This is a genomic window from Methanosphaera sp. (assembly GCF_016282985.1).
Taxonomy (GTDB): Archaea; Methanobacteriota; Methanobacteria; order Methanobacteriales; family Methanobacteriaceae; genus Methanosphaera.
The window spans coordinates 1-2,845 of the sequence record NZ_JAEELZ010000100.1 but is presented as its reverse complement, the minus strand read 5'-3'; the positions used below and the strand labels follow the sequence as shown (position 1 = coordinate 2,845).

Here is a 2,845-nt window from a genome sequence, read left to right as displayed (position 1 = left end):
ATTTCATTTTTGTAATAGTAGAAACTGGTATATAAAAAACCTTATCTTTTTCATATAACCAAAGTACAACGCCAGCTCTAACTCCTTTTATCCCAACCTTTTGTTTTATTTTATCATACTGTGTAATATTTGTAAATGGTAAACTAGCTCCTTTATGTGATTTACATTCAATATAATAAATATTTGGATAATTATAACATATAAAATCACTTACTGTTGAAATATGCTGATAACCAGACATAGAATCATATAATCTATCAATAGTACCATCTGGAAATGATTTTTTCCAATCATCCCTGAACTTTTCCTCAAATGATTTACCCTTTGAAGTCATTAATTAGTCCCTGTACTTCCAAGACCACCACGGCTTTTTTGTTTTAAGTGTTTAACTTCTTTTAACTGTAGTTTTGGCTGAATTTTTTCAATTCTAAACTGACATATTCTATCATTGACATGGATATGTGTATCTCTTAATGCGTATGCTAGAAATACCCATTCATCTTTTTCACCAGAATAAGAATTATCTATTATTCCAAAATGATTTGTAGCTATAATACCAAATTTCTTAAATGTACTACTTCTTGGTACCACATGGGCTTCATAACCAGCTGGTAATATCATGCCCACTCCAAGAGGAATTAGTTTAAATTCACCAGCTTTAAGAATAACATCTTCTGAAGCTCTTAAATCAATCCAATCCCCCTTGGATATTTTTTCAATTTTTTGTAAGTTAGGATTAAAATATTTTACTTTTATACTTTTTCTCTTTTTAAACATTATTTTGCACTTTCATCTAAAAGGTCTTCTAACCTATTGGAAACATCGATAACTTCTGCGTACTTATAAACTCTACCAAGAATTTCTTCTACATAAAGACCGTCTTCTTTAAGAATATAACACTCCATATGAGGAAAAAGAAAGTCAGTATCTATAATTCCCTTATCTGTTTTCACATACCTAATCATTAATATTCATCTCCTTATCTACAATCCTGATTTTTAAATTTGTACTACTAAATGTGTGTTTTCTAGAGAGAAAAAATATTTCTTTATTTAGAGATTTTATAAGATCAGAATTTTCCCAATCTTTTCCTTTATAATCCTCCCCTAAAAAATATACATCATAATCTAGACTTTGTAAAAGAATTGCTGCATCTTTTTTATTTTCATAAGGAATTACTTCATCAACCCATTTAACAGCTCTTAACTGCATAAATCTTTCATAAATGGACTGAACTGGCTGCTTATAATCAGGACAACAATGTAAAGCTACAATTAAATAATCACAATGCTTTTTTGCTTCCTCAATAGCCAAAATATGTCCGGTATGCAAAATATCAGCTACCATAGGATAAACTCCAACTTTCATACTTTTCTCCTTTATTTTTTAAACCTATCACTAATTATTTTTGGAACGCAAGTTTCCCAATTAATATAATGATGAATTCTTGGACTCGCGGTACCCATCATCATTAATACTATACTATGAGGACAAGCCATTATTGAATAAAATGACTTAACATAAGTACCATATTTTTTATATGCTTCAGTATTTCCACCTTCTTTAGACTGAGTTACAACTTGAGCCATATTAACATTAGAAATCTGTAAAAATATTTCTCCACGCTGCCCAAGAAGAGTGTAAGCATTAACGTCGTCATTAAATCTACCAAGAAAATAAAAATCATCTTCTGGTTTTCCTACTTTGAAATAGAAAGTATTCATAGCTTTTCTTTTAACTTTCTTCTTCCAAACGCCGCCACCCAAGCCACCAATCATTTCTCCAGCCTGAGCAAATGCTACTGTGCGAACATTTGTATCATCTAAAAAATCAAGCATATATTCACACACTGAATCAAAATCTTCTATTGATATAGCCTTTAAAGAATTATTATACTCAAATCTATATCTGAATTCAAGGTAATCATCTTCAAATTCTGCAAAATAATCTAACCCTAAATCTCTGGCTATATCAAAGCAAACATTTCTTGCAAAAACGACTACATTTCTACCATCAAAATTATCATAAATATCAAATTTTTTAGCCGCTTCTGCTTTGTCAAAAATGACTACATGATCTTCTCCAAATTTACTTTTATACCCATCTATAGTTGGATCTTCATTATCAAGAATAAAATAATACTTTCCAGTATATCCTACTTTTTTTAATGTATCTACTGTATAAATATTATCTGGCCTACCGTGGGATAAAATAAATATAGCAAAATTATCTCTTACCATGATTAACCCTTACCTAATTTTTCTTTAACGGAATACTGCTGCAATGCCAAATCTACTATTCTATGATCCAATTTAGCATATCCATTAGCAATAGCATCTTCAAAATCTATCAATACTAATGCTGATTTTTCCATGAGCTCTTGCATTTCTTTATCCTGATGAGCATAATAATCTGCAATTTTAGCATAATTAAATACTAAATGTCTTGTTGCCGCTTTTAAAAGAAATTCTTTCTGTTCATCAGTAACAGATGAATTAATTATATCAGATACTAATTCATCATACTTAATAGTAGATACTAACTCATAGATACTTGGACATTCTGCTTTTGGTAAATACTGCGGAATAGAAATTTTAGCAGTATATTTAGAATCAACCTCTTCTTGTTCTAAATCAAATAATGAGAATTTATCCATACTAACTCCTTCCGTGATATGATATTTCTGGAATAATATTATAAATATTACCTCTTAAACAAACAACTGCCTGATGATCACCAAAACTTAAATTAATATAATCCTCAGAAGATGATTCTAATACCAGCTTAAGATCTCCAAAATCTAATACATTAGAATACTGACCTAATGTTGGGACTGAATTACTAT

7 protein-coding genes are annotated in these 2,845 nt (G+C 29.8%); all 7 read right to left on the bottom strand.

From position 1 onward, the window contains the following. Positions 1-334 (bottom strand): hypothetical protein (locus tag QZZ11_RS06245; RefSeq protein ID WP_292474529.1); only part of this gene is annotated, 334 nt, incomplete at its 3' end. Further along, positions 334-777 (bottom strand): deoxyuridine 5'-triphosphate nucleotidohydrolase, encoded by a 444-nt coding sequence (locus QZZ11_RS06240; RefSeq protein ID WP_292474527.1) that lies wholly within the window; start codon positions 775-777, stop codon positions 334-336. The genes QZZ11_RS06245 and QZZ11_RS06240, both read right to left, overlap by 1 nt. Then, positions 777-965, bottom strand: a complete 189-nt coding sequence (locus QZZ11_RS06235; RefSeq protein WP_292474526.1) for a hypothetical protein — start codon at positions 963-965, stop codon at positions 777-779. Before QZZ11_RS06235 ends, QZZ11_RS06240 begins: the two co-directional genes overlap by 1 nt. Further along, positions 958-1,368 (bottom strand): adenylyltransferase/cytidyltransferase family protein, encoded by a 411-nt coding sequence (locus QZZ11_RS06230; RefSeq protein WP_292474524.1) that lies wholly within the window; start codon positions 1,366-1,368, stop codon positions 958-960. The genes QZZ11_RS06235 and QZZ11_RS06230 overlap by 8 nt, the downstream gene beginning before the upstream one ends. Positions 1,369-1,379: 11 nt before the next feature. Further along, positions 1,380-2,240: a hypothetical protein gene (locus QZZ11_RS06225; RefSeq protein ID WP_292474523.1), complete on the bottom strand. Its 861-nt coding sequence runs from the start codon at positions 2,238-2,240 to the stop codon at positions 1,380-1,382. A 2-nt stretch (positions 2,241-2,242) separates the two neighbouring features. After that, positions 2,243-2,656: a hypothetical protein gene (locus tag QZZ11_RS06220; RefSeq protein WP_292474521.1), complete on the bottom strand. Its 414-nt coding sequence runs from the start codon at positions 2,654-2,656 to the stop codon at positions 2,243-2,245. A gap of 1 nt (position 2,657) precedes the next feature. Continuing rightward, positions 2,658-2,845, bottom strand: a 188-nt coding sequence (locus QZZ11_RS06215) for a hypothetical protein (RefSeq protein ID WP_292474519.1), incomplete at its 5' end; no start/stop codon positions are given.

Bases quoted from the DNA above. Each gene is read 5' to 3' on its own strand.
- QZZ11_RS06220 (WP_292474521.1), bottom strand. From the start codon at position 2,656: ATGGATAAATTCTCATTATTTGATTTAGAACAAGAAGAGGTTGATTCT.
- QZZ11_RS06230 (WP_292474524.1), bottom strand. From the start codon at position 1,368: ATGAAAGTTGGAGTTTATCCTATGGTAGCTGATATTTTGCATACCGGA.
- QZZ11_RS06240 (WP_292474527.1), bottom strand. From the start codon at position 777: ATGTTTAAAAAGAGAAAAAGTATAAAAGTAAAATATTTTAATCCTAAC.
- QZZ11_RS06235 (WP_292474526.1), bottom strand. From the start codon at position 965: ATGATTAGGTATGTGAAAACAGATAAGGGAATTATAGATACTGACTTT.
- QZZ11_RS06225 (WP_292474523.1), bottom strand. From the start codon at position 2,240: ATGGTAAGAGATAATTTTGCTATATTTATTTTATCCCACGGTAGGCCA.